The organism is Actinomadura rubrobrunea NBRC 15275, from assembly GCF_001552235.1.
Lineage (GTDB): Bacteria > Actinomycetota > Actinomycetes > Streptosporangiales > Streptosporangiaceae > Spirillospora > Spirillospora viridilutea.
In genome coordinates, this window is sequence record NZ_BCQU01000017.1 from 1 (window position 1) to 25053 (window position 25053).

Consider the following 25053-nt stretch of genomic DNA (forward strand, 5'->3'; position numbering starts at 1 on the left):
GGCCTCGCCCGGCGGCCGCGCCGCCGCGGCCCGCCGAGCGGGCGCCCGGACCCGCGGCCGGCGGATGCGGTCACCAGACGGCGCGGACGAGGCTCTCCTGCAGCATGGTCAGCCAGTCGTAGGCGGCGAACATGGGGGCCCGCGGGTCGCGCGGGTCCAGCTCGGCGGCCTCCTCGTACCACTCCTCGGTGATGTCGAGGCGGGTGCCGAGGGCCAGCCGCACGTCGTTGAGCGCCCGCAGCCAGATCTGCGCCTCCTCCTCGTCCAGGACCGCCTCCCGGCCCCGCTCGAGGGTCTTCAGCACCGTCCGGGCGGCCTCCCGCTTGCCGTCGCGCAGGCCCATCTCGGTGTAGCGGCGGAACTCCCCGGCCGCGCGCTCGTCCTCCTGGTAGGCGTCCGGGAACAGCCGCGCCAGCACCGGGTCGTCCGGCGGCGCGGTGCGGTCGGAGATCCCCACGGCGGCCAGCTCGTCGCCCGGCCCCGGCGCGTCCTGCCCCAGCAGCTCCAGCAGCTGCTCCATCAGCGCCCGGACCAGCGCCGCCTCCTCGGCTTCGAGCCGCACGCTCACGCCGCCGCGCACCTTCTTGACCGCACTCATGGATCTCGATTCTCGGTCGTGTCGCCCGCGGCCGCCGCCCCGCCGCGATCGTGTCGCTTCCTCGGGCGGCGCCGCGGTCAGTCGTCTCGCTTCACCGTCGCCCACAGGCCGTAGGAATGCAGGATCTCCACGTCCCGCTCCATCTCCTCGCGGGTGCCGTTCGCGACGACGGCCTTGCCCTTGTGGTGGACGTCCAGCATGAGCTTCTCGGCCTTGGGGCGCGGGTACCCGAACACCGTCTGGAACACGTACGTGACGTAGGACATGAGGTTGATCGGGTCGTTCCACACGATCGCCAGCCAGGGCCGGTCGGCGCTCTGGTCCTCGCCGACGTCCGGCCGTTCCAGCTCGACCGGTGCGGGTGCTGTGCTCATCGGCTCCTCACGTCTCCCTCGTTGCCTCGGAGTCGATTCCGCCCACCGTTGCCGATGCTATGCCCGATGCCGCCCGTCGCCCCCCGGACAGGCCCGGCGGACGAGGCCTGCATATCCATGGTGCACACACCGAGCCTTAAGGTTCCACTTGTGGACCTTGCAGACGGCACGGCACTGCTGACCGACCATTACGAGCTGACGATGCTGCAGGCGGCGCTGCGCGAGGGCACCGCGGGACGCCGCGCGGTGTTCGAGGTGTTCGCCCGCAGCCTGCCGAACGGGCGGCGCTACGGCGTGGTCGCCGGCACCGGACGGCTGCTGGACGCGATCGAGCGATTCGCCTTCGACGAGGACGCCCTGGAGTTCCTCACCTCCCGCGGCGTGGTCGACGAGCCGACCGCCGAATGGCTGGCGGACTACCGCTTCACGGGGAACGTGTGGGGCTACCCCGAGGGCGAGTGCTACTTCCCCGAGTCGCCGATCCTGACGGTGGAGGGCACGTTCGCCGAGGCCGTCCTGCTGGAGACGGTGGTGCTGTCGATCCTGAACCACGACTGCGCGATCGCCTCGGCGGCGTCCCGGATGGTGCAGGCCGCGGCGGGCCGCCCGCTGATCGAGATGGGGTCGCGCCGCACCCACGAGCAGGCCGCCGTGGCCGCCGCCCGCGCCGCCTACATCGCCGGCTTCGCCACCACGTCCAACCTGGAGGCGGGGCGGCGCTACGGGGTGCCGACCGCCGGCACGGCCGCGCACGCGTTCACCCTGCTGCACGACAGCGAGCGCCACGCCTTCAAGGCCCAGCTGGCCTCCCTGGGCGAGGGCACGACGCTGCTGGTCGACACCTACGACGTCGAACGGGCCGTGCGCACCGCCGTGGAGCTGGCCGGGCCGTCGCTGGGCGCGGTGCGCATCGACAGCGGCGACCTGGCCGTCATGGCGCGCCGCGTCCGCGAGCTGCTCGACTCCCTGGGCGCCGCCGACACCCGGATCGTGGTCACCGGGGACCTGGACGAGTACGGCATCGCCTCCCTCGGCACCGCGCCCGTCAACGGCTACGGCGTCGGCACGTCCCTGGTCACCGGGTCGGGCGCGCCCACCGCGTCCCTGGTCTACAAGCTGGTGGCGCGGGCCGACGGAACCGAGCCGGACGCCCCGATGCGCCCGGTGGCCAAGCGGTCCACGGGCAAGCCGACCCGCGGCGGCCGCAAGCGGGCGATCCGCCGCAGGGACGCCCGCGGCACCGCCACCTGCGAGCTGATCACCACCGGCGAGCCGACGCCGGGCCCGCGCGACCGGCTGCTGCAGGTCCCGCTCATCCGGGACGGCGAGGTGGTGGGACGCGAGCCCCTGGACGCGGCCCGCGAACGGCACGTCCGGGCCCTGCGGGAGCTTCCGCCGACCGCGCTCCAGCTGTCGCGCGGCCTGCCCGCCATCCCCACCGAAATCGTCGACGGCGGGCCGCGCCCCATGGAGTAGCGTTCGCGTTGTCTGGGGACATACCGGGGGAACTCACCGAGGAGCGCTCATGGGCAAGGCTCTGATCATCGTTGACGTCCAGAACGACTTCTGCGAGGGCGGGTCGCTGCCGGTCGCCGGCGGCGCGGACGTGGCCGCCGCGATCTCCGAGCACGTCGCCGCGCGCCGCGGCGAGTACGCCCATGTCGTCGCCACCCGCGACTTCCACCTCGACCCCGGCGACCACTTCGCGGACGAGCCGGACTTCGTCGACACCTGGCCGCCGCACTGCGTGATCGGCACCCCCGGCGCCGACTTCCACCCCAACCTGGACCTCGCGCCGATCGAGGTGGTGTTCAGCAAGGGCCGCGCCGACGCCGCCTACAGCGGCTTCGAGGGCGTGACGGACGACGACGTTCCGCTGGCCGAGTGGCTGCTCGCGCACGGCGTGGACGAGGTCGACATCGTCGGCATCGCCACCGACCACTGCGTGCGCGCCACGGCCGTGGACGCCGCGCGCGCCGGGCTGCGCACCCGCGTGCTGCTCGACCTGACCGCGGGCGTGGCCAAGGACACCGTCGACCGGGCCCTGGAGGAGCTGCGCCGCGAGGGCGTCGACCTGGTCGGCAGCCCCGTCACCCGCGCCTAGCGCCGGATCAGTACCGGCGCTTGGCGGCCCACTCGCGGATCTTGGCGATGCGGCGGCGGACGTCCTCGGCGCTGGCCTGCGCGACCGCGGGTCCGCCGCAGATGCGGCGCAGCTCGGCGTGGATCACGCCGTGCGGCTGGCCGGTGCGGTGGTTCCACGCGCCGACCAGGCTGTTGAGCTCCTTGCGCAGGGCGTGCAGGTCCTCGGCCGCGGTGCGGTCGTCGGCGCCGTCGTCGCGCGGGTCGCCGGTCTTCTTCTTGCGCCGGGCGCGCAGCTGCTCGGCCTGCCGCTTGCGCAGCAGCGCGCTGACCTGCTCGGGCTCCAGCAGCCCCGGGATGCCGAGGAACTCCTCCTCCTCGGCCGACCCGGGCGTGGCCTGCAGGCCGAACTCGCCGCCGTCGTACAGCACCCGGTCGAACGTGGCGGACGCCTCGACGGTCTCGAAGGTGAACTGCTCCCCCGCGGCGTCGGGGTTGTCCCGGCGCCGGTTGGCCTCGGCCAGCAGCTCGTCGTCCAGGCCGTCCTCGCGGAGGGGGCGGTCGAGCACGTGGTCGCGCTCGGCCTCCATCTCGGCGGCGTGGCTCATCAGCGTCGGCACCGACGGCAGGAACACCGAGGCGGTCTCGCCGCGCCGGCGGGCCCGCACGAAGCGGCCGATCGCCTGGGCGAAGAACAGCGGCGTGCTGGTGGAGGTGGCGTAGACGCCCACGCACAGCCGCGGGATGTCGACGCCCTCGGACACCATCCGGACCGCCACCATCCAGCGGTCGTCGGAGGCGGCGAACTGCTTGATCTTCTTGCTGGCGGTGGGGTCGTCCGACAGCACCACGGTGGCGCCCTGCCCGGTGACCGACCGCAGCAGCGCCGCGTACGCCCGGGCCGCCTCGTGGTCGGTGGCGATGACCAGGCCGCCCGCGTCGGGGATGGCGCGGCGCAGCTCGGTGAGCCGCTTGTCGGCGGCGACGAGCACCTGCCGGATCCAGTCGCCCTTCGGGTCGAGCGCGGCCCGCCACGCCTGCGCCATCTGGTCCTGCGTGAGCGGCTCGCCGAGGGTGGCGGTCAGCTCCTCGCCCGCGCGGGTGCGCCAGCGCATCTCGCCCGCGTACGCCAGGAACAGCACCGGGCGGACGACCCCGTCGGCCAGGGCCGGGCCGTAGCCGTAGGTGTAGTCGGCGCGGCTGCGCCGGACGCCGTCGGGGCCCTGCTCGTACTGCACGAACGGGATGGGGTTGACGTCGGTGCGGAACGGCGTGCCCGACAGGCACAGCCGCCGCGTGGCGGGCTCGAACGCCTCGCGCACCGCGTCGCCCCACGACAGGCCGTCGCCCGCGTGGTGCACCTCGTCGAAGATCACCAGGGTCTTGCGGGCCTCGGTGCGGTTGCGGTGCAGCGCCGGACGGGCCGCGACCGTGGCGTAGGTGACGGCGATGCCGTGGAAGTCCTTGCCGACGCGGCCCTGGGCGTTCTGGAACTCGGGGTCCAGCTTGATGCCGACGCGCCCGGCGGCCTCGGCCCACTGCCGCTTGAGGTGCTCGGTGGGGCACACGACGGTGACCCCGACCACCACGCGGCGGTCGAGCAGCTCGCGGGCGAGCCGCAGCGCGAAGGTGGTCTTTCCGGCGCCGGGGGTGGCGACGGCGAGGAAGTCGCGCGGGCCGGTGCCTCCGCCCGCCCGGAAGTACGTCTCCAGAGCCTGCTGCTGCCAGGCACGCAGGGACGAGGCGGTCCCCCAGGCGGCCCGCTCCGGAAAGGCGGGGGGCATGCTGGAAGCGGCGAAGGTGCTCACGGTTATCGAAGGCTACCGAGATCCACCGACAGATCACGCCTTACCGCGCGCCGACTTCGCTCGGCGCGGCTCGCGGTACGCCGCCCACGCGGCGCGCAGCCGCCGCCCCTGACCGGCGGTGAACTCGCGCATGCAGTCGTCCCATCCGTAGTTCATGAAGTTGCGCACAGGGTCGGCGCCGCGTTGGGGGCAGGTGTCCTTGTGCCGCGGGCACGCCTCGGCCGGCGTGCTCTCGTAGGGGGTGTCGGCCACGCCGTCGCCGGGGGTCTGGCACCCGTTCTCGAACGTGTGGAACAGCCCGAGCCAGTGCCCGACCTCGTGGACGATGGTGAAGCCGCGGTCGAAGTGCCGGTACGTGCCGCCGGTCACACTGCGGTAGTCGACGACGACGCCGTCATTGCGGGGGTCCTGCCGGTACCACTGCGGGAAGGTGGAGAAGCCGAGCACGTCGACGCCGACGGCGGCGGTGAACAGGTTGAGGGTGCCGGGCCCGCCCTTGCGCAGCCGCTTTTTGATGGCCCTCTCGTACACGTGCGGCCGGAGGAACCACGCGGGCTGGACGGTGACGCGGTAACTGGCGAGCCGGAACCTCAGGCCGGTGTCGGCGCCGCCCCACTTTCCGCCGTACGCCGCGTTCAGGGTGGCGATCTGCCGTTTGGCCTTGGCCTTGGACAGGCGTCCGTGCCTGCCGTCGGTCAGGACGTGGAAGCGGACCGGGACGACGATCCGCCGGGCGCGGCGCCATCGGGCCTCCAGCATCCGCTCGTCGTCGGTGCCGTACTCGGCGCGCAGAGTGCGGCGCAGGTCGTCGAGCATCGCCTGGACCTGGGAGCGCGAGAGGTCGGCGCGATCGTGCACGGGCGGCCCGCCGCTGCGGCGCAGGACGCCGCGCACCGGGCGGGCGTGTCCGGACGTGTCGCAGGCGGCGGTGTGCGACGTCGCCCGGACCACAACCGGGACATTACTGGAAGTAAGCGTGCAGACACAGACGGTAGTCACCAGAGAGCAGCAGAAAGCCTTGCCGAGCCGCTTCATCGGTCCCCCGAATCGGACGTTGTGATCTCGCGACCGGAAATTCCCCGCCGGTCGCGAGATCACGCACGCCGCCGCGCCACCGTGCCGGACGCCGCTCGGGTCACGGCGCCGCGACGCGGCCCGCGCTCACTGCTCCCCGTCGTCGCCCTTCTGCAGAGAGTCGTAAATCTCCTTGCATTCCGGGCATACCGGGTACTTCTTGGGGTCCCGGCTGGGCACCCAGACCTTGCCGCACAGCGCGACCACCGGAGTGCCGGTCACCGCGCTCTCGGTGATCTTGGCCTTCTTGACGTAGTGGGCGAAACGCTCGTGGTCGCCGTCGCCGTGCGAGAGGTCCGGCCGGACGTCGCCTTCCGGAAGGATCTTCGTGCTCACGTGGCCTCCTCGCCTAGCGGCTCCGAAGCCGCGTCCGCAGGGGTGCTGTGCTCATCGTGCCTCGATCGGACGAACCGTGCTCGATCCGACGGGACCGATCCGACCGGGCGGTCCGGCCGAATCGATCGGACTGGCTCGGCTCCGCGCCGCCGGACGGCCCGGCGCCTCGCTCAACCTCACCTTAATTGAGCGTCGGGTCGTCGGGGAAAGTGGAGACGAACGCCAGGTCGCCGCCCTGGCGGCGGAGCACCTCCCGCCACAGCCGCTTCGGGTCCCCGGCGAACACGTCGCCCGCCTCGGCCGGGACCACGTACCAGGCCCCCTCCTCGATCTCCGCGCGCAGCTGCCCGGCCGCCCACCCGGAGTACCCGGCGAACACGCGCAGCTGCAGCAGCTCGGGCGCCAGCAGACCGGGCGGGGCGTCCAGGTCCACCAGGCCCACCCGGGCCACCTCCGACCCGCCGTCCAGGGCCCGCCAGCCCAGCGGTTCCCCCTCGCCGGGCAGCCGGGCCAGCGCCAGGGCGTTGTCGAGCGCCACGGGGCCGCCCTGGAACACCACGGAGGGCCCGGTCACCAGCTCCGCCCACGGCGGCAGCACCCGGTCGACGGGCACCTCGGTCGGCCGGTTGAGGACGACGCCGAGCGTGCCGCCGTCGACGTCGTGCTCGACCACCAGGACGACGCTGCGCCGGAAGTTGGGATCGTCGAGCTGGGGGGTGGCCACGAGCAACTGCCCCACCCTGATGCCGTCTTCCATGGCAACCATGATGCGTTGCCCGCACCCCCGGCGGCACGCCCCCCGCGCCGTTAGCCTGTTACGCATCCCTATCGCGCGGGGTATTCGGCACAGCACGGGACCCGGTGAAGAATGATCTACTCCAGATCGTCGAGCGCCGGGGATGAGCCGACGGGCCGGGAGGAACGCGATGCAGCTGCCGAGAGTCCTCATCGCAGCGGTCTTCTTCGTGATCGGACTGCTGATCGCGCTGCCCTGGCTGTCCGACGTCACGGGCATCACCCGGTCGAGCGCGCCGGTGGGTTCGACGTCGTCGCCGACTCCGGGCGACTCCGGTTCGCCGAGCCCCTCGCCGACGGGCACGCGCACCGGCCGGGGCGAGGCGGGCCCGTCGCCGAGCCGCAGCGCCTCGCCGGATCCGACCCGCGCCACGGGCGTCCCGGCGCCGGCGGACGCGCCGCTGGCGGTGACGATCGGGGCGGTGGACTGCCCCGCCCGCACCGTGGACGTGACCGTCCGCAACACCGGCGAGGGCACCGAGGACTACGCCATCGAGCGCAACGACGGCTCGGCCGCCGTCGCCGGCCGGCTCGCCCCCGGCGCGTCCCGCACCACCGTGCTCACGCTGCGGGAGGACCGCCGCACCCGCGTCGAGGTCACCTGGCGCAACCGGCCGGTGCGCAAGCGGACGATCACCGCCGACTGCCGCCGCGCCGCCCCCGCGCCGAGCCCGACCGACGAGCTGCCGCACACCGGCTCGGACTCCGCGGTGCTGTGGGCGCGCGCCGCCACCGGGACCGCCGCCATGCTCACCGGCGCGATCATCTTCTGGTACGGCGGGATCTGGCCGCGGCGCCGCGAGCAGATCTTCGCCAAGAAGTCCGGCGGCGAGTGACCCCGCGCGCCGGGCGGACGCCCCGGCGGGCCGTCAGGCCTCGGTGCGGGGGCGGCCTCCGGCCGCCTCGCGGACGGCGCCCGCCACGCGGCTGCTGACCTCCGGGTGGAACACGCTCGGCACGATGTAGTTGGGGCCGAGCTCCTCGTCGGTGACCACCTCGGCCAGCGCCTGCGCGGCCGCCAGCAGCATGTCGTCGGTGACCCCGTTGGCCTGGGCGTCCAGCAGGCCCCGGAACACGCCGGGGAACGCCAGCACGTTGTTGATCTGGTTCGGGTAGTCGCTGCGTCCGGTGGCGACCACGGCGGCGTGCTCGCGCGCCTCGTCCGGGGACACCTCCGGCTCGGGATTGGCCAGCGCGAACACGATCGCGTTCTCGTTCATGGTCGCGATGTCGGCGCCGGTGAGGATGCCCGGGGCGGACACGCCGATGAACACGTCGGCGCCCTTGACCGCGCCGCGCAGGTCGCCGGCGTAGCCCTCGGCGTTGGTGTGCGTGGCGATCCAGCGCAGCGAGTCGTCCAGGTCGTCCCGGCCCAGGTGCACCGCGCCGCGGTAGTCGCACACCACCACGTTCTTCGCGCCCGCGTGCAGCAGCAGCCGCAGGATGGCGCTGCCCGCCGCGCCCGCGCCCGCCATGGCGATGCGGACGTCGCGCAGCTCCTTGCCGACCACGCGCAGCGCGTTCTTCAGCGCCGCCAGCACGCAGATCGCGGTGCCGTGCTGGTCGTCGTGGAAGACGGGGATGTCGAGCAGCTCGCGCAGCCGGGCCTCGACCTCGAAGCAGCGCGGCGCGGAGATGTCCTCCAGGTTGATGCCGCCGAACGCGGGGGCCAGGATCTGCACGGTCCGGACGATCTCGTCGGTGTCCTGGGTGTCCAGGCAGATGGGCCAGGCGTCGATGCCGGCGAACCGCTTGAACAGCGCGGCCTTGCCCTCCATGACCGGCAGCGCCGCCTCCGGGCCGATGTTGCCCAGCCCCAGCACGGCCGACCCGTCGGTCACCACGGCCACGCTGTTGCGTTTGACGGTCAGCCGGCGCACGTCCTCGGGGTTGCGGGCGATCGCCAGCGACACCCGCGCCACGCCCGGGGTGTAGGCCATGGACAGCTCGTCGCGGGTGCGCAGCGGCACCTTGGACTGCATCTCGATTTTGCCGCCCAGGTGCATGAGGAAGGTGCGGTCGGAGACCTTGTGGATCGCGACGCCGTCGATCCGCTCCAGGGCCGCGACGATCGACTCGGCGTGCTCGGTGTCGCGGGTGGCGATGGTGACGTCGATGCGCAGCGTCTCGTGCCCGGCGGTGTTGACGTCGAGCGCGGTGACGATGCCCCCGGCGTTCTCGACCACGTGCGTGATCTGGCTGACGGCCTTGCCGCCGGCCGGCACCTCCAGCCGGACGGTGATGGAGTACGACACGCTGGGCACGCTGGCCACGTCACTGCTCCCTCTGCTGTGGGGTCCCTCTTCGTCGGCACATCGTCCCACGTCAGGACGGTGTGCGCGGTTCGGCCGCCCCGGACTCGCGGTGTCCCGCGGGTACCGCCTCACAACGCCAGGGCCGCGGTCGCGACGAGCCCGACGACGGTCGGCTCGGGGATGCGGGTGCTGTCGATCACGAGGTGGTAGTGCCGCGGATCGGCGGGGTCGGCCCCGTAGAAGTGCTTCACGTAGGCCGCCCGGGCGCGGTCAGTGCCTTCGAGGATACGCTCAACATCGCGATCGGAGGGCGCGGTCGCGGCGCTCCGCCCCGCGTCTTCACCGGCGCCCTCACCGGCGCCCTCGCCGGCGCGCCGCGTCCCGGCGCGCAGCTCCGCCCTGGCCCTGGCCAGCCTGCGCGCGCGGGCGCCGTCCAGGCGGACGTGCAGCGCGTGCGGCTCCTCGGCGAGCACCAGCGCCCCGGCGCGGCCGAGCACCACGCCGCCCCGTCCGCGCGCGATCCGCCGGATGGCCTCCTCGGTGCGGGCCACGAACTCCTCGTCCGGGATCACGCCGCGGTCGGGCAGGTGGACGTCCATGCCGCCGAGCGAGACGCCGGGCAGGCGCGCGGCGCCGGCCAGGATGCGGGCGAGGCCCCGCTCGGCGCGGCCGTCGTGGGCGAGCGCCTCCTCCAGCGAGCAGCCGATCTCGGCGGCGACGGCGGCGGGGATGGCGCGGTCGACGAAGGGCAGCCCGAGGCGTTCGGCGACGGCGGAGCCGATGGCGGCGCCTCCCGCGCCGAACGCGGCGGAGATGGTGACCACGCGCGCGGCCATACCATCATCATTCCCATTTCGGACATTTCGCCCGCCGGGCGCTCCCCGACCCGGCCGCCGACGACCGAGCCGTCGGCGCGCCGGATCGCGTCCGAACGCCGGCCCGCCGCCGGACCGCCGCCGGGCCGCCGCCGGGCCGCGGACCGCCGGGCCGCCGAGACCGCGGAAACGTCAGAAGAGGGCCGTCTGCAGGCTCCGGCGGGCCTTGCCGACCCGGGGGTCGTCCGGCGGCAGCAGCTCGAACAGCTGCAGCAGGTGCTTGCGGAGGGTGTCGCGGTCGTCGCCCGCGGTGCGCCGCACCGCGCCCACCAGGCGGTCGAAGGCGGCCTCGGCCCGTCCCGCCACCATCTCCACGTCCGCGGCCACCAGCTGCGCCTGGACGTCGTCGGGCTTGGCGTCGGCGTCCCGCAGCGCCTGCTGGGCGTCGACGCCGCGCACGCGCATGCTCACCTCGACCAGCGCCAGGCCGCGCTTGGCACCGGCGTCGGCGGGGTTCTTGTCCAGCAGCCGCTGGAACGCCGCCTTGGCGCCGTCCAGGTCGCCCTTCTGCAGCGCCTCCTCCGCCTCCCCGTACACCTGGTCGGCGGCGGACTTGCCCTGCCCGGCGCCCGCGCCGCCCTCGGGGGCCTCCGGCAGAAGGCCCTCCCTGCGCAGCGCCTCGAAGAGCTGGTCGATGGCCTGGCGCACCTGCGGCTCGGGCGCGGCGCCGTTGAGGAACGGCAGCAGCTGGCCCGCGACCACCGCGGCCACGAACGGGATGCCGCGGATGCCCATCTGCTGCATGTAGGCCGCGAGCTGCGGGTTGGCGTCGATGTCGACCTTGGCCAGGACCCACTTGCCGGCCGCCTCGTTCGCCAGCTTCTCCAGGATCGGGCCGAGCTGCTTGCACGGCCCGCACCACTCGGCCCAGAAGTCGACCAGCACCGGGACGCTGCGCGAGCGTTCGACGACCTCTGTGTTGAAGGTCTGGTCGGTGACGTCCACGACGTACGGGCCGGCCGCGGCGCCGTTCGCGCCCCCGCCGCCGCCCGCGGCCTCGGCGGCCGCCTGACGCTCCCGCTGCCGCTTCGCGGCCGCCTGGACGGCTCCCAAGTCGATGGCCCCGTACAACGAAAAGTCCCGAGAAGGCATGGGTCCATCCTGCCCCATCGGGTGCCCTCTCCGTACGCCCGTCCGCCCGCAGCGGACCCGCCCGGCGCGGCGGCGCCGAGGATCTCCGCCGCCGTCCGCCGGCCGCGTCGCGGGCGCGCCGCCGCCGGACGGCGGGGCCGGCGGGCCGGCGCCATCCCGCGAATCCCGCCACGGGGATCCAGGCTTGGGGACCGCTCCGGCGCCTTTCCGCGGCTTTTCCGATATGTCGGCGGGCGCCCGGAGCGCGCTCCTCCCGCGCCGCTTTCGGACAGAGCGGAACAACGCCTCGAATTCCCGCCTTGGCGCACACGGCAAAGAATCCAGACCGTTCCGCGCGGCAGCAAAAAGACGGCTGACAGCTATCGCCAAGCGCGGTTATAGTCGCGATGTCGATGCATGGCGCGACGGCAAAGAGGCGCGCCGCCCGGGCCCGCGACGGGTTCGGAGAAGGCGCGGACGCGGCATCGGAGGAGACGCCGGCCGGCGTCGCGCGGCGGGGGCACGTCCCGCGCATCCGGCCGCACCGTCCGCCCGCGGGGAGCGTCCCGCAGTAACGGCACGACGCGACAACGGGGGGTAAGAGTTTGATCGCGGAGCATTCCGCGATCGTGGCCCGAGGGATGGGGGTCCGCCGCGGGGGGCGGTGGCTCCTGCGCCCGGCGGCCTTCGGCATCGCCGGGGGCGTGACCGGGCTGGCCGGACCGCCGGGTACCGGTAAATCCACTCTGCTGGCCACGTTCGCGACATTGCGCAGGCCTCAGGCCGGCGCGCTGCGGATTCTCGGCCGCGATATCGCCGATTCCGCGGATTTGCGCGCGGTCCGGGCGCGGATCGGTTATCTTCCGGGGCGATTCCGCGGGGCGGAGAATCTGACCGCCGCGGAGTTCGTCTCCTATGCCGCGTATTACAAAGGAATGCGCGGCGCCGACGCGCGGGCCGCGCTGCGGCGCTTCGACATCGCCGACGTCGCCGCCACCGAGCTGGGGCTGCTGCCGCCCGACGTGCGGCTGCGGGCCGGACTGGCCGCGACCTGCGTGCACGAGCCCGAGCTGGTGCTGCTGGACGACCCGCTGGGCGTCGCGTCCGCGCGGCGCGGCGCGGGGGCGCTGCGCAGAAGGGCCCTGCGGCGGGGCGGCGGGGCGCACGCGCGTGCGGCCGCGGCCGGTCCCGGCGCGGACCCGGCGGACGTCGCGGCCCTGGCCGAGCTCATGCCGCTGCTGCGCTCGCTGGCGCCCACGGTCGTGGTCACCGCTCCCGACCCGCAGCTTCTGACCGGGTGGTGCGACCGGCTGCTGGCGCTGTCCCGGGGACGCATCACCGACCTGCCCGCCCGTTCGTACCGTCCCGTCCCCAGCCTGAGCGCCCGGGACGCGGCGGCCGCGGCGGACGAGTCGCGGACGGGCCGGCCGGAGGTCCCGCACGACCGCGACCCGCGCGACCGGGCCCCGCGGATCGCTCTGGGGACGGGCGCCGGTGTCTGAGCTCGGCCGCGTGTCCGAGCTGGGCCGGGTGCTGCGCCTGGACGCCCGCCGTACGGCGCTGCTCGTCGCGGTGCCGGCGCTCACCGGCGTCGGGACGGTCACGGCGTGGCTGAGCCTGGGCCCCAACGTCGCCTATTGGGACAACGCCGTGGCGGCCCTGATCAACACGGTGCGCGTGCTGGGCCCGGCGGCGGCGTGCCTGGCCGCGTGGGCGGCGGTGCGCGAACGCAGGATCGACTACCTGCGCGACCTCACCGCCCGTTCCCCGGCCACCGGCCCGCTGCTGGACCTGATGTTGCTGACCGCCGCCGCGCTGGCCGCGTACGGGGCCGTCACGGTCGTCATCGTCGTGGAGACGCTGATGCGGGACGAGGCGGGCCGTCCCCACCCTCTGGGGGTGGCGGCGGGGGCGTCGGCGCTCGTCCTGCACGTGGTGTTCGGCTACCTCGGCGGGCGGGTGGTGCCCCACCCCGCGACGGTCACGGCCGTGGCCGTCGCGACGTGGCTGTGGGCCCTGCTGCGGTCACCGGGGTCGTCCTGGTGGAGCCTCCTGCCGCCCGCCGCCCTGCCCGAGGTGCAGTTGTTCACGGGCCTGCGCACTCGTGTGCTGGCCGAGCAGACGGCGTGGTCGCTGGGGCTGGCCGCCGCGCTGGTGCTGGCCTACGTGGGGTGGGCCACCAGGCGCGGCCTGGTCGCCGTGCCGGTGGCCGCCGCGATGGCGCTCACCGGGGCGGGCGCCGCCGGGCTGCGTTCCTCGCACGGGCAGGCCGCGGCGCCCGCACCCGTGACGCTCGCCTGCCGGGAGTGGCCCCTCACCGTCTGCGTCCACCCGGCGCTGCGCAGCGCCCTGCCCGCCCTGTCGAACGCGGCGACGCCGCTGGCGTCCCGCCTGGCGGGCACGCCGGTCGCGTTCACCCGAGTCGAGCAGCGCCCTGAGCAGGAGCCGCCGCGCGTCGCGCACGGCGTCGCCATCATCCATCTGAAGGACCTGTCCCCCGGGTTCGCGACGCGCGTGCTCCGGCAGATCCAGGACGCGCTCGTCGACGCCCGAGCGTGCGCGACCTCCCCCGACCCGATGGCCGCCGAGTACCGCTCGCTGGTCGACGCCTGGCTGCTGGGGGCCGAGCCGCCGGTCATCACCGACACCGAGGCCGCACGGCGCTTCAACGGATGGCGCGAGGAGACGCGCCGCGCCTGGCTGCGCCGCCACTACACCGACTACCGGCACTGCGCGCTCGGCCCCGGCCATTTCCGGCCGTCCTCCGCGCGGCCGCAGCGCCATACCGCCGCCCAGCTGCGGCGGCGCTCCCCCCGTCCCGCTCCCGACATCGCGCCCCGCCCCGCAGGGGCGCCCGGCGGCTGAGGTTCTCCGCGTGACCACGTCGAGCCCCCGAGCCCCGTCGTGGTCACGCGGAAGCCGGACGACGTCTCAGGCGGCCTCTTCCGCCGGCGCGCGGTCGCCGGCGGGCCGGATCCAGTACCGCTCGACCAGGAACGGGGCGACCGGCAGGACCGCGGCGATGAGCGCGACGACCGTGCGCTTGAGGGTCCAGCCGAGCTGGTCACGCGTCACGAACACCAGGCCCACGTAGGCCATGAACAGCACCCCGTGGATCGGCCCGACCACGGACACGCCCTGCGGCATGTCGCTCAGGTACTTGAGCGGCATGGCGACGAGCAGAAGCAGCAAGAACGACGCCGCCTCGGCGATCGAGACGGCTCGGAGAGCGCGCACGATGTCCACGTCCGGCCAACGTACCGGGACCGGGCCGGGTTTCTGCCGCGGCTATGGTCCTGATCACAACCCGCGCGGTCGGCCCGGAGGGCGATGCGCCCTTCCGGACGAGAGGAGCGGACGGGGGCGGCGGACAGGGTGACGGACGGGGCCGCCGGGAATGTCCTTCGCATGGCACGCTCGGACCCTCCCCCGACCGGCGACGCCCCTGAGCCGCGGCCGACGGGCGCCTCCCGGCGACCGTCCCGCCGCGGACTCGGCGCGGCCGTGCTGCTCGTCGCGGCGACCGTGGCGGTCGTGCTGGTCGCCCAGCAGGCGCTGCGCCTGCTGCCCGACTCGCTCAACCCCTTCGAAGAGGAGACCAGGGACCGCAGCGGCCCGGTCCTGCTGCAGTCCATCCGCGACCTGTCCCGCTACGAGGCCGCCAGCGGCAGCTTCCAGGTCATCGTGGACCTGGAGAAGGACGCCCGGTTCCTGCCCGACGCGGTGCGCGGGCGCCGCACGCTGTTCATCGGCCAGGGGTCGGTCGACGCCTACATCGACTTCTCCCGCATGGGTTCGGGCGCGATCGCCGTCAACGCCGACCGGACGGCCGCCACCGTGCGGCTGCCCCGCGCGCAGCTCGCCGCGCCCGCGCTCGACGTCGAACGCAGCCGCGTGTTCGCCGTCGAACGCGGGCTGCTCGACCGGGTCGGCGACTTCTTCAGCCGCAACCCGGCCGACCAGCGTCAGCTGTACGTCCTGGCCAGTCAGAAGATCCAGCAGGCGGCCGCGCAGAGCGGGCTGCGCGAACGCGCCGAGCAGAACGCCAGGCTCATGCTGGAGAACATGCTGCGCACCCTGGGCTTCACGACCGTCACCGTGCGGCTCGCCGCGCAGTGACGGGCCGTCCCCCGCCGGCGCGTCATGTGGGCGGCGGGACGCGGCGCCTCAGGAGGCGGGGACGCGCACGATGAGCGCGTCGCCCTGACCGCCGCCGCCGCACAGGCCCGCGGCGCCGACGCCGCCGCCGCGCCGCCTCAGCTCGAGCGCCAGGTGCAGCACGATGCGGGCGCCGGACATGCCGACCGGGTGGCCGAGCGCGATCGCGCCGCCGTTGACGTTGACCTTCTCCGGGCCGACGCCGAGCTCGCGCATGGACTGCACGGCGACCGACGCGAACGCCTCGTTGATCTCGACGAGGTCGAGGTCGGCGACGTCCAGCCCCTCCTTGGCCAGGGCGTGCTTGATCGCGTTGGCCGGCTGGGCGTGCAGCGAGTTGTCCGGCCCGGCGACGTTGCCGTGCGCGCCGATCTCGGCGAGCCACCGCAGGCCCAGCTCCTCGGCCTTGGCCTTCGACATCACCACGACCGCGCAGGCGCCGTCGGAGATCTGCGACGACGACCCGGCGGTGATGGTGCCGTCGGCGGAGAAGGCGGGGCGCAGCCGGGCCAGCGTCTCCACGGTGGTGTCGCCGCGCACGCCCTCGTCGGCCGAGAAGACGACCGGGTCGCCCTTGCGCTGCGGGACCTGCACCGGGACGATCTCCTCGTCGAAGATCCCGTTCTTGATCGCGTCGGCGGCGCGCTGGTGCGAGCGGGCGGCGAACTCGTCCTGCTCCTCGCGGGTGATGCCGTGCCGCGCGTTGTACCGGTCGGTCGACTCGCCCATCGAGATGTGGTCGAACGCGTCGGTGAGCGCGTCGTAGGCCATGTGGTCGAGGACCTCGACGGACCCGTACTTGTACCCGCCGCGCGACTTGGGCAGCAGGTGCGGCGCCTGCGTCATCGACTCCATGCCGCCGGCCACCACGATCTCGAACTCGCCCGCCCGGATGAGCTGGTCGGCCAGGGCGATCGCGTCCAGGCCGGACAGGCACACCTTGTTGACGGTGAGCGCGGGGACGGACATCGGGACGCCCGCCTTGACCGCGGCCTGGCGGGCCGGGATCTGCCCGGCGCCCGCCTGGAGCACCTGACCCATGATCACGTACTGCACCTGCTCGCCGGTGATCCCCGCGCGCTCCAGGGCCGCCTTGATGGCCAGGCCTCCCAGGTCGGCGGCGGAGAAGTCCTTGAGCGAGCCCATCAGGCGGCCGATGGGAGTGCGGGCTCCCGCAACGATCACGGACGAAACGGTCATGACAGGGGCCTCCCCAGACGTAGGCGGCGACGTTTGCCACCATACCCAGCAGGACTGTTTCGTCCTGGGGGCGGCCCCAGGCGTCCGTCCGCCGGACGGGGAGCGGAGGAGACACGCGCATGCTGACCCGGATCGACCACATCGGCATCGCCTGCCACGACCTGGACGCCACGGTGGAGTTCTACCGGTCCACCTACGGCTTCACCGACGTCCACTTCGAGGTGAACGAGGAGCAGGGCGTCCGCGAGGCCATGCTGAAGATCAACGACACGGGCGACGGCGCGGCCAGCTACCTGCAGCTCATCCAGCCGATCCGGGAGGACTCGCCGGTGGCCAAGTGGCTGGCGAAGAACGGCGAGGGCGTGCACCACATCGCGTTCGGCACCGACGGCGACGTCCAGGACGAGGCGGACGGCATCGCGGCCAAGGGGGTGCGCGTGCTGTACGAGGCCCCGCGGCGCGGCTCCATGGGCTCCCGGATCAACTTCCTGCACCCCAAGGACTGCCACGGCGTGCTCACCGAGCTCGTCGAGAAGAAGGCCTGAGCGGGCGGGCGGACGCGTTCGCGGCCGGCGCGCGGGCGGGGCGGTGCGGCGCGCGCCCGGGCCGGCGCGGTGTCCAGGGCGCGGCCCCGGGGTGGTCTTCGGCGCGCCCCGCAGATCGTGATGCGTTCGATACCACCGGCCGCGATCCGGCGGGACTCGGCTCGATCTGTAACGGTTCCGACACGTTTGGTCGTTTCCGAAGGAGACGCCCACGTATCGAGGGCCTCGCAGGGCTGAACGACAAAACCGACAAACTGCGCAGCGCGTCAAGATGAGCCCCCAACACGGCAGTGGCGGGAGTACGCTTCTTTCGCCGGATGAGGTCTGGGGCCAGCGGGCCCGTTCAGCCAGGCGATCAACCGGTCCCGGAACCCCACGTAGCCCCGTCACATCAGGATTGAGCCCTATGCAGTCCGACATCGACGCCCAGCTCAGCAACTTTTTCGAGGAAACGCCCCCGCGCGAGTTCGACGTGGTGCTTCGCGGCTACGACCGGCACCAGGTCGACGAGCACATCAAGGCGCTCGACAACGAGGTTCGCCAGGCCCGCGAACGAGAGCAGGCCCTGCAGCGGGAGTTGTCGGACGCGCATCGCCAGCTGCAGGAACAGGAGCGCCCCACGTACTCCGGCCTCGGCGCCCGCATCGAGCAGCTGCTGCGGCTCGCCGAGGAGCAGGCCACCGAGCTGGTGCAGGCCGCCCGCTCGGAGGCCAACGAGATCAAGGCCGCGGCCAAGGTGGACGCCGCCGAGCTGCGCGCCACCGCCGAGAACGAGGCCGCCGAGCTGCGCGCCACCGCCCAGCGCGAGTGCGAGGACATGCGCCAGGCCGCCGAGCGGGAGGCCGAGGAGGTGCGCACCGCGGCCCGCCGCGAAGCCGACGAGCTGACCTCCACCACCGAGCGCGAGGTGGCCAAGCTGCGCGCCACCGCCGACCACGAGGTCGCCGAGAAGCGCGCCGCCGCCGAGCGCGAGATCGCCAAGCTGCGCACCACCACCGAGCGCGAGGTGGCCCAGCTGCGGGCGTCCACCAAGCGGGAGCGCGACGAGATCCTCACCACCGCCAAGCGGCAGGCCGACGAGATGCGCGCCCAGGCGCAGCGGATCCTGGAGGAGAGCGAGGCGCAGCGCGCCCAGGCCGAGGCCGAGTTCGAAATCCAGCTGGCCGCCCGCCGCGAGGAGGCCGACCGGCAGGACGCCGAGCGGCACGCCGCCGCCCAGGCCGCCACCCAGAAGCTCGTCGCCGAGGCCGAGCAGCGCGCCGCCTCCGCCGAGCAGCGCGCCGCCAAGGCGACCCAGCAGGCCGAGCAGACCCGGCGCGAGGCCGACGCGCACGCCAAGCAGCTGCTGGCCAACGCGCGCAAGAACTCCGAGCAGATCATCGCGGAGGCCAAGGCGCAGGCCGAGCAGCTGCTGGCCGAGACCAAGGCCGAGGCCGACCGCATCCGCACCGCGGCCCAGCGCCAGGTGGACGAGCTGACCCGCCAGCGCGACAGCATCACCAGCCACCTCAACCAGCTGCGCCAGCTCATCGGCGGCGTGGCCCCGGCGATGGGCGGCATGGAGGAGATCTCCGCTCCGGCCTCCAAGCCCGAACTGTCGGAGCCGGCCAAGCCCGCCTCCTCCTCCCAGGGCCAGCAGTCCCAGGCCAAGCAGCAGCCCGCCAAGAGCCAGGCCAAGAAGTCCGACGAGGAGGACGAGGACTGGTGGCAGGAGTGACGGCCCGCTCCTGACCGTCCGCCGCGGCCGGGTCCGAATCGGCATCCGACGAAAAGCCTGGAGGCGTCGTCCTGCCTCTAGGCTTTTCGTCATGTCCACCGGCGAACGCGAGGGCCGCCGCCGCTCCGCGCGAACGGCCGCGGCCTTCGCGTACCGGCCCGACTGACCCAGAAGGAGAGCGGCGTGCCCGAGCAGACGCCCCACAACGACCGGACGGCGGCCCCGACCGACACGGGCGGGTCGAACGCCGAACCCTCGGTCGCCTCTCCTCGCACCGCCGCGCCCGTCGCCGTGGAAGGCGCCCCCGACGGGGCGGGCGCCGCCGACACACCGGGCGCCGCCGCCTCCGCGGCGGGCACGGCGTCCACGACGACCGCGACGGACCGGCCCGGCGACGACGCCGACGCCACGGCCGGCGACGGGGCCGGCGACGGGGCGGGGGCGCAGGCGGAGCCGCGGCCGGACCCGGTGACGGACGTGGACGCGCGCCGCCGCGAGGCGGGCGTGGACGAGACCGCCCCGTTCGGGCGGCTCGGACGGCCGCTGGCGCAGACCCATCCGTTCGTGTTCGGCTTCACCGGGGCGCTCGGGGTGCTGACGGCCTGGCTGCTGGTCCAGGCCGTCATCAGCGTGAGCCAGGTGATCGTGCTGATCGTCGTGTCGATGTTCCTGGCGGTCGGGCTGAACCCGGCCGTGGAGGCGCTGCAGCGGGCCAGGATCCCCCGCGGCGCGGCGGTCGGCCTGGTGTTCCTGGGCGTGGTGCTGGTGTTCGTCGGGGTGGGGTTCGCGGTCGTTCCGCCGGTCACCAAGGAGATCAGCAACTTCATCGACCACGTCCCCACCTACATCAGCCAGCTGCAGAGCAACCGGCAGATCCAGGAGTGGGACAAGCGGTACCGGCTGCTGGAGAAGCTGCAGGAGACGGTGACCAACCCCAGCTTCGGGCAGGGCGCGGCCGACGGTCTGCTCGGGGCGGGGCGCGTGGTGGTCAGCGGCGCGTTCAGCACGCTGACGGTGCTGATCCTGACCCTGTACTTCCTCGGCTCGCTCCCGACGATCAAGTCGTTCTTCTACCGGCTGGCGCCGCGGTCGCGCCGCGCCCGGGTGGCGCTGCTGGGCGACGAGATCCTCGGCCGGATCGGCGGCTACGTCGCCGGCACCGTCATGGTGGCGCTGATCGCGGGCACCGCGGCGTACATCTTCCTGATCATCGTCGGGGTGCCGTTCGCGCTGCCGCTGGCCATCACGGTGGCGTTCACCGCGCTGATCCCGCTGGTGGGCGCGACGATCGGCGCGGTGCTGGTGAGCGTGGTGGCGTTCTTCGACGGCCTCGGCACCGGCATCGCCTGCGTGGTCTTCTTCGTGGTCTACCAGCAGGTCGAGAACTACCTGATCCACCCGCGGGTGATGAAGCGGGCGGTGGACGTGCCGCCCGCGGTGACCATCATCGCCGCGCTGATCGGGGGGACGCTGCTGGGGTTCGTCGGCGCCCTGATCGCCATCCCGACGGCCGCCGCGGTGGCGCTGATCATCCGCGAGGTCGTGCTGCCGCGCCAGGAGAGCCTGTGACAGAGCCTGTGACAGGACCTGTGACAGAGCCTGTGACAGGGCCTGTGACGGAAACTGTGACGGGGCCTACGACGGGGCCCGTCACCGCGCCGCGCGGGTCAGCGCGGCGGCGAACTCGGCGACCGCGTCGTTGAACGCGTCGGGCCGCTCCACCGTGCACAGGTGGCCGGCGCCCGGGACGACCAGCAGCTCGGCGTCCGGCAGGGCGTCGGCCATGGCGCGCGCCTCGTCCTGGACGGCCAGGGCGTCCTCGTCGCCGACGACGACCAGCGCCGGGACGGTCAGCCCGCGCAGCGTGTCGAAGGCGGGGCCGCGCGCGGCCATGGCGCGCTGGGCCCAGGCGGCGGCGCGCGGCGGCGCCGCCTGCACCAGACCGCGCACCCGTCCGTAGACCAGGGGCCGCTGCCGCAGGGTGGTGGGTCCGACCAGGCGGGGCAGCACCTCGTCCACCAGCACCTGCACGCCGCCCTCGCGGTCGAGGCGCTCGGCCTGCCGCAGCCGCTCCCGGCGGACGGCGTCGGTGTCCGCCGCGGCGCGGGTGCCCGCCAGCACCAGCCCTTGGACGAGGTCGGGACGGCGGCGGCACAGCGCCATCGCCACGTACCCGCCCATCGACGCGCCGCCGATCACGGCCCGGGTCACGCCGAGGCGCCGCATCACGGCCGCGACGTCGTCGGCCATCGCGTCGATGGACGGCTCGTCGGTGCCGAGCAGCGAGCCGCCGAACCCGCGCAGGTCCGGGGTGATCACCCGGAACCGGTCGGCCAGGCCCTCGCGCTGGTCCAGCCACATCGCCGACGACAGCGGGAACGCGTGCAGCAGGACCAGCGGCGTCCCGGCGCCGACGTCTCGGGCGTAGAGCTGCACGGACATGGCCTCACCCCTCCCGTCTCCGACCGGGCCCGTGCCGTTCACACCATGGCCAGGCAATCCTCACCCCCGGGACGCGGCCCGCGAGAGGATGTGGCCGCCACTGGCCGCGCGTTTGTGCACTAATGCCGGTCCTGCCGGTGCGCGAGCGGAGTCAGTAGCGGGGGGCGCCTCGCCCGCGGTGCGGGCGGGGGCCGCGCCGGTCGCGGGCCTGCCAGCACGGCCGGTGCCAGTGCCGCCGGTCGTCGGCGCCGCCGCGCTCGTCGGCGGGCCAGGCGACCACGTGCGGCACGCCCGGCGGGATGAGCTGGTCGCACCCGGGGCAGCGGTACGACTTGACGGAGTTGGCGCCGGCGATGGCCTGCACGATCCAGTCGCCGTCGGGGCCCTCCTCGACGCGGCGGTTGAGCCCCCCGAAGGAACCGGCGCCGCTCCCTTTCCGACGAGGGGGTCCGGGAGCGGCGCGGCGGTTCCTCCGGGGGCTCATGGCGTCCAGGATAGGGGCGGGGACGGGACGCGGCTCCGGGTCAGCGCAGGGTCCGGCGCCCCGCCCGCACGTGCTCCTCCAGCAGCGGGGACGGCGCCAGCGCGGCCTCGCGGGTCTCGGCGTAGAGGGCGCGCAGCACCGTCACGGCGCGGTCGATGCCGAGCCGGTCCAGGTCGGCGACCGGACCGCTGGGGTAGCCGCAGCCGAGCGTCATCGCCGCGTCGATCGCGTCGGCGTCGGCGTACCCGGCCGCGAGCATGGCGGCCGCGTCGTTGAGGTAGGGGAAGCGCAGGGCGTCGACGATGAACCCGGCCCGGTCGCGGCAGCGCACCGCGGTGAGGCCCAGCGCGGCGAGCAGGGCGGCGGCGCGGTCGGCGACGCCGGGCGCGGTCAGCGCCGTCGTGGCGACCTCCGCCAGCGTGCCGCCGGTCTCGGGCAGGTGCAGGCCGACCGTGTCGCCGGGGCGTCCGGTGGCGGCGGCGTGCTCGATGACGGGTCCGGTGGCGGACGCGACGGCCAGCACGGCGTCCGGCCCGGCCGCCTCGCCCACGGCGCGCAGCGGCGCGGTCTCGTCCACGACGACCAGGTCGCAGTCGGCGAACGCGTCCGGCTCGGCGGTCTCGACGCGGGCGAGCGCGTCGTCTTCGCCCAGTTCGTCGCCCAGTTCGTCGCCCAGTTCGTCGCCCAGCAGCTCGCGCACGGCGTTCACGGCCTCGCCCGTGACGCGCACCCGGCCGCCCGCACGCGCGCACGCGGCCGCGACGGCGAGGGCGGACGGGTCGGTGCCCGCGACGCCCACGGTCGGCGGCGTCGGGGACGCCTCCTCCTTGTCCGTCGGCTTCGCGGCGGCGCCGTGGTCGTAGAAGCCGCGGCCGGTCTTGCGGCCCAGCAGCCCGGCCGCGACCAGTTCGCGCAGCAGCGGGGCGGGCGCGTGCCGCCGGTCGCGGGTCTCGGCGTGGATCGCCTCCAGCACCTCCAGGCACGTGTCGAGGCCGATGAGGTCCATCAGGGTGAACGGGCCCATCGGCAGTCCGGCGCCGACGGTCATCGCGGTGTCGATGTCGTCGCGCGTGGCGTGCCCGTTCTCCAGCATGGACGTCGCCTGGTTCAGGTAGCCGAACAGCAGGCGGTTGGCGACGAACCCGGCGCGGTCGCCGATCGTCACCGGCGTCTTGCCGAGCGCGGACGCCAGCTCGGCCACGCGCGCCACCGCCTCCGGGTCGCTGAGCACGGTGCGGATGACCTCGACGAGCTTCATCACCGGCGCCGGGTTGAAGAAGTGCACGCCGACGACCTGCGCGGGCCGCGCGGTGGACGCCGCGATCTCGGTGACCGACAGCGAGGAGGTGTTGGTGGCGAGCACCGCCTCCTGCTTGCACACGCGGTCCAGCTCGGCGAACACGCGGCGCTTGAGGTCGAGCCGCTCCGGGACGGCCTCGATGACCAGGTCGCAGTCGGCCAGGTCGGCGAACTGCGTGGAGAACGCGATCCGGTCGAGGATCTCCCGGCGCGCCTCCTCGGTGAGGCGGCCGCGCTTGACGGCCCGCCCGGTGGAGGATTCAAGATGGCCGCGTCCCCGTTCCAGGGCCTCCGGGCCCACCTCGATCCCGACGACCGACAGGCCGCCCCGGGCCAGGACCTCGGCGATGCCCGCGCCCATGGTGCCCAGCCCCACGACCCCGACCTTGCTGAACGAACCACCAGTCATGGCCCGCAGTCTCCCAGAGCCGTCCCGCCGCCCCGAGCCCGGGTGCGGTCCGAGCGTGCGCTTCGGCGTGTTCCTGCTCGCCGCCCGGTATCCCGGCCAGGACGACGCGGCGGCCCTCGCCCGCACGGTGGAGGCCGCCGTCGCCGCCGAGCGGGCCGGATTCGACGACGTGTGGCTGGCCGAGCACCACTTCATGTCGTACGGCGTGGTGCCGTCCGCGGTGACGCTGGCGGGTCATCTGCTGGGGCTGACGTCGCGGGTGCACGTGGGCACGGCGGTCAGCGTGCTGTCCACCCAGCATCCGGTGGCGTTGGCGGAGCAGGCCGCCCTGCTGTCGCTGGTGTCGGGAGGACGGTTCCGCCTGGGGGTGGGGCGCGGCGGCCCCTGGCGGGACCTGGAGGTGTTCGGCACGGGCCTGCCGCGCTACGAGACCGGGTTCGCCGAGGCGCTGGACCTGCTGCTGGCCTGGCTGCGGTCCGACCGGGTGGCCTGGGAGGGCGAGCAGTTCCGCTTCCGCGAGGTGCCGGTGGTGCCGCGGGCGCCCGAGCCTCCCCCGGTCGCCGTGGCGTGCACGTCGCCCGCCACCGAGGCGGTGGCGGCCGAGCGCGGCCTGCCCATGCTGCTGGGGATGCACGTCGGCGACGATGAGAAGGCGGCCGCCGTGGCGCGTCACGGCGACGCCGGCGCCGCCCACGTCTCCGCTCATCTCGCCCAGGTGGCCGATACGCGCGCGGCGGCGCTGGACACCCTGCTGCGGGAGATGCCGCGTTGGCTCGGCCCTGGGCTGGAGGGATACGTGCCGGTGGACGACCGTCCGCGTCCCCGGCGCGACGCTGCCGCCTACACGCGCCACCTGTGCGACCTGCACCCGGTCGGCTCCCCCGACGACTGCGTCGAGGCGATCGTCGCGACGGTGCGCCGCACCGGCATCCGTCACCTGATCCTGCTGGTGGAGGCGGCCGGTTCACGCGCGGCGACCCTGGAGAACATCGCCCGGCTGGGCGCGGAGGTCCTCCCCCGGGCCCGTGCCCTCCTGTCCGCACGTGAAGGCCCGGCCCGCGCGGCGGACGGGCCGGGCCTTCACGGCGGCGCGGTCAGCAGTCGCGCAGCTCCGGAGACTGGTTGAGGATCTGCTCGCGGGGCGTGATGAAGCGGCGGTAGGCCTCCGAGTCGGCGGTGGGGAAGACCGCGACCCGGTGGCAGTTCTGGAAGGCCAGCTTGACGCCGAAGTAGCGTTCCAAGGCGCCGCGCATGGCGTCGCTGGCCAGGACACGCAGCAGCTGGCCGCGGGCCTGCTCGTCGGGCGGAGGGGTCTGGTTGTCGGCGAAGTCCCCGCCGTCCACCTGCAGCCGGGCCACCAGCCCGCTGATCGTCTCCCAGGCGTACGGGAGGGACGTGCGCACGCAGTCGACGAACGCCTTGTCGTCGACCTCGCCGCGCCGCGCGGTCTCGAGAAGCTCGGGGGTCACGTCAAGGGACATGAGCGGTTTCCTTTCACCGCGTGTGCTGAGCCCACACCCGGCGACGCTAA

At 74.1% G+C, this 25053-nt stretch carries 25 protein-coding genes; 10 read left to right on the forward strand and 15 right to left on the reverse strand.

From position 1 onward, the window contains the following. Nucleotides 1-70: 70 nt before the first annotated feature. Nucleotides 71-598: a DUF2017 domain-containing protein gene (locus AR3_RS07420; protein WP_067910517.1), complete on the reverse strand. Its 528-nt coding sequence runs from the start codon at nucleotides 596-598 to the stop codon at nucleotides 71-73. 77 nt (nucleotides 599-675) lie between these two features. Then, nucleotides 676-972, reverse strand: coding sequence for an ATP-dependent Clp protease adapter ClpS (clpS, locus tag AR3_RS07425; protein ID WP_067910520.1), 297 nt, complete (start codon nucleotides 970-972; stop codon nucleotides 676-678). A 117-nt stretch (nucleotides 973-1089) separates the two neighbouring features. Between clpS and AR3_RS07430 the strand changes: the two genes are divergently transcribed. After that, complete coding sequence (locus tag AR3_RS07430) at nucleotides 1090-2448, forward strand: nicotinate phosphoribosyltransferase (protein ID WP_067910523.1); 1359 nt, start codon at nucleotides 1090-1092, stop codon at nucleotides 2446-2448. A gap of 49 nt (nucleotides 2449-2497) precedes the next feature. After that, entirely contained in the window at nucleotides 2498-3076 is a 579-nt protein-coding gene (locus tag AR3_RS07435; RefSeq protein WP_067910526.1) for an isochorismatase family protein, read from the forward strand. Between the two features lie 7 nt (nucleotides 3077-3083). Here the strand turns inward: AR3_RS07435 and AR3_RS07440 are convergent, their stop codons facing one another. The 4 genes from AR3_RS07440 to AR3_RS07455 form a co-directional block, all read right to left on the reverse strand. Further along, nucleotides 3084-4838 carry a DEAD/DEAH box helicase gene (locus AR3_RS07440; protein ID WP_067910529.1) on the reverse strand — a complete coding sequence of 585 codons (1755 nt, stop codon included), beginning with the start codon at nucleotides 4836-4838 and terminating at the stop codon, nucleotides 3084-3086. A gap of 57 nt (nucleotides 4839-4895) precedes the next feature. Continuing rightward, on the reverse strand, nucleotides 4896-5813 hold the full coding sequence (locus AR3_RS07445) for a zinc metalloprotease (protein ID WP_227023087.1): 918 nt from the start codon (nucleotides 5811-5813) through the stop codon (nucleotides 4896-4898). Nucleotides 5814-6023: 210 nt separating this feature from the next. Next, the gene (locus tag AR3_RS07450; protein WP_067910532.1) at nucleotides 6024-6272 is read right to left on the reverse strand and encodes a DUF3039 domain-containing protein; all 249 of its coding nucleotides are present in this window, start codon (nucleotides 6270-6272) and stop codon (nucleotides 6024-6026) included. A gap of 181 nt (nucleotides 6273-6453) precedes the next feature. After that, the gene (locus AR3_RS07455; protein ID WP_067910535.1) at nucleotides 6454-7029 is read right to left on the reverse strand and encodes a YqgE/AlgH family protein; all 576 of its coding nucleotides are present in this window, start codon (nucleotides 7027-7029) and stop codon (nucleotides 6454-6456) included. Nucleotides 7030-7198: 169 nt separating this feature from the next. On the opposite strand from AR3_RS07455, the gene AR3_RS07460 reads away from it, so the two are divergent. Then, on the forward strand, nucleotides 7199-7903 hold the full coding sequence (locus tag AR3_RS07460) for a hypothetical protein (RefSeq protein ID WP_067910538.1): 705 nt from the start codon (nucleotides 7199-7201) through the stop codon (nucleotides 7901-7903). A gap of 33 nt (nucleotides 7904-7936) precedes the next feature. On the opposite strand, the gene AR3_RS07465 is transcribed toward AR3_RS07460, so the two are convergent. The 3 genes from AR3_RS07465 to AR3_RS07475 form a co-directional block, all read right to left on the reverse strand. Continuing rightward, on the reverse strand, nucleotides 7937-9340 hold the full coding sequence (locus AR3_RS07465; protein WP_067910541.1) for an NAD-dependent malic enzyme: 1404 nt from the start codon (nucleotides 9338-9340) through the stop codon (nucleotides 7937-7939). 110 nt (nucleotides 9341-9450) lie between these two features. Continuing rightward, entirely contained in the window at nucleotides 9451-10158 is a 708-nt protein-coding gene (locus tag AR3_RS07470) for a cytidylate kinase-like family protein (protein WP_067910544.1), read from the reverse strand. Between the two features lie 171 nt (nucleotides 10159-10329). Then, a complete protein-coding gene (locus AR3_RS07475; protein ID WP_067910547.1) occupies nucleotides 10330-11289 on the reverse strand; it encodes a tetratricopeptide repeat protein in 960 nt (319 codons plus the stop codon). Between the two features lie 620 nt (nucleotides 11290-11909). On the opposite strand from AR3_RS07475, the gene AR3_RS07480 reads away from it, so the two are divergent. Further along, complete coding sequence (locus AR3_RS07480; protein WP_227023088.1) at nucleotides 11910-12770, forward strand: ATP-binding cassette domain-containing protein; 861 nt, start codon at nucleotides 11910-11912, stop codon at nucleotides 12768-12770. Next, complete coding sequence (locus AR3_RS07485; RefSeq protein WP_174545431.1) at nucleotides 12763-14133, forward strand: hypothetical protein; 1371 nt, start codon at nucleotides 12763-12765, stop codon at nucleotides 14131-14133. The genes AR3_RS07480 and AR3_RS07485 overlap by 8 nt, the downstream gene beginning before the upstream one ends. Nucleotides 14134-14199: 66 nt before the next feature. On the opposite strand, the gene AR3_RS07490 is transcribed toward AR3_RS07485, so the two are convergent. Then, entirely contained in the window at nucleotides 14200-14514 is a 315-nt protein-coding gene (locus AR3_RS07490; protein WP_067910553.1) for a DUF3817 domain-containing protein, read from the reverse strand. 162 nt (nucleotides 14515-14676) lie between these two features. Here AR3_RS07490 and AR3_RS07495 point away from each other — a divergent pair, with 162 nt between their 5' ends. Then, on the forward strand, nucleotides 14677-15387 hold the full coding sequence (locus AR3_RS07495; RefSeq protein WP_067910555.1) for a DUF4230 domain-containing protein: 711 nt from the start codon (nucleotides 14677-14679) through the stop codon (nucleotides 15385-15387). A gap of 48 nt (nucleotides 15388-15435) precedes the next feature. Here AR3_RS07495 and AR3_RS07500 read toward each other — a convergent pair whose 3' ends face one another. Beyond that, complete coding sequence (locus tag AR3_RS07500) at nucleotides 15436-16626, reverse strand: acetyl-CoA C-acetyltransferase (protein WP_217998483.1); 1191 nt, start codon at nucleotides 16624-16626, stop codon at nucleotides 15436-15438. Between the two features lie 119 nt (nucleotides 16627-16745). Here AR3_RS07500 and mce point away from each other — a divergent pair, with 119 nt between their 5' ends. From mce to AR3_RS07515, 3 genes are all read left to right on the forward strand, one after another. Next, complete coding sequence (gene mce / locus AR3_RS07505; protein ID WP_067910558.1) at nucleotides 16746-17171, forward strand: methylmalonyl-CoA epimerase; 426 nt, start codon at nucleotides 16746-16748, stop codon at nucleotides 17169-17171. Nucleotides 17172-17577: 406 nt separating this feature from the next. Continuing rightward, entirely contained in the window at nucleotides 17578-18888 is a 1311-nt protein-coding gene (locus AR3_RS07510) for a DivIVA domain-containing protein (RefSeq protein WP_067910561.1), read from the forward strand. Between the two features lie 183 nt (nucleotides 18889-19071). Next, nucleotides 19072-20457: an AI-2E family transporter gene (locus AR3_RS07515; protein WP_067910563.1), complete on the forward strand. Its 1386-nt coding sequence runs from the start codon at nucleotides 19072-19074 to the stop codon at nucleotides 20455-20457. 81 nt (nucleotides 20458-20538) lie between these two features. Here the strand turns inward: AR3_RS07515 and AR3_RS07520 are convergent, their stop codons facing one another. The 3 genes from AR3_RS07520 to AR3_RS07530 form a co-directional block, all read right to left on the reverse strand. Continuing rightward, on the reverse strand, nucleotides 20539-21330 hold the full coding sequence (locus AR3_RS07520; RefSeq protein WP_067910566.1) for an alpha/beta fold hydrolase: 792 nt from the start codon (nucleotides 21328-21330) through the stop codon (nucleotides 20539-20541). Between the two features lie 151 nt (nucleotides 21331-21481). After that, nucleotides 21482-21814, reverse strand: coding sequence for an Rv1322 family protein (locus AR3_RS07525; protein WP_067910569.1), 333 nt, complete (start codon nucleotides 21812-21814; stop codon nucleotides 21482-21484). Between the two features lie 40 nt (nucleotides 21815-21854). After that, nucleotides 21855-23522, reverse strand: a complete 1668-nt coding sequence (locus AR3_RS07530) for a 3-hydroxyacyl-CoA dehydrogenase family protein (RefSeq protein ID WP_067910571.1) — start codon at nucleotides 23520-23522, stop codon at nucleotides 21855-21857. A gap of 55 nt (nucleotides 23523-23577) precedes the next feature. Here AR3_RS07530 and AR3_RS07535 point away from each other — a divergent pair, with 55 nt between their 5' ends. After that, the gene (locus AR3_RS07535; RefSeq protein ID WP_083951047.1) at nucleotides 23578-24648 is read left to right on the forward strand and encodes an LLM class flavin-dependent oxidoreductase; all 1071 of its coding nucleotides are present in this window, start codon (nucleotides 23578-23580) and stop codon (nucleotides 24646-24648) included. Here AR3_RS07535 and AR3_RS07540 read toward each other — a convergent pair. After that, a complete protein-coding gene (locus AR3_RS07540; protein WP_067910574.1) occupies nucleotides 24617-25003 on the reverse strand; it encodes an SCO5389 family protein in 387 nt (128 codons plus the stop codon). The genes AR3_RS07535 and AR3_RS07540 overlap by 32 nt on opposite strands. Between the last annotated feature and the right edge of the window lie 50 nt (nucleotides 25004-25053).